At 53.4% G+C, this 393-nt stretch carries 1 protein-coding gene; it reads right to left on the reverse strand.

Translation table 11 applies throughout. From position 1 onward, the window contains the following. A partial coding sequence (traF, locus tag E0D98_RS26000) for a conjugal transfer protein TraF (protein WP_165941083.1) occupies positions 1-393 on the reverse strand: 393 nt, incomplete at both ends.

Consider the following 393-nt stretch of genomic DNA (forward strand, 5'->3'; position numbering starts at 1 on the left):
CTGATGTGAAGCCACTGGCCGGGGTCAGGTCAACATCCAGTGCTGTAGTGAACATGTCGTTGTGCCAGGAGACACCGGCAGTCACCTGCGGGCGGATCCTGAAAGTTTCAGTGACACCGTTCACTTCCTTTGTCTCAATACTGCGGGGGAGCAGGTTCTGTGCGACCAGACCCAGTGTCCAGTTGTCATCCAGGTCCATGCTGGCCCCGATATCAGCGTTAATGCCGTTTCTGGTGTTGTGGTAACGGTCGCCTTTGAAAGCGCTGCTGTCGTAATTTTTAACCAGCACGTTGTAGTTAAACAGGTCAACACGCTGGAATTTTGGTGTGAAGCCCAGAGACCACTTTTGTCCGGCCGTTTCCAGTTCAGTAGCCAGAGCAATACCCACATCGG

Source organism: Escherichia sp. KCJ4928, assembly GCF_004352695.1.
In the GTDB taxonomy this organism is placed as follows: domain Bacteria; phylum Pseudomonadota; class Gammaproteobacteria; order Enterobacterales; family Enterobacteriaceae; genus ECMA0423.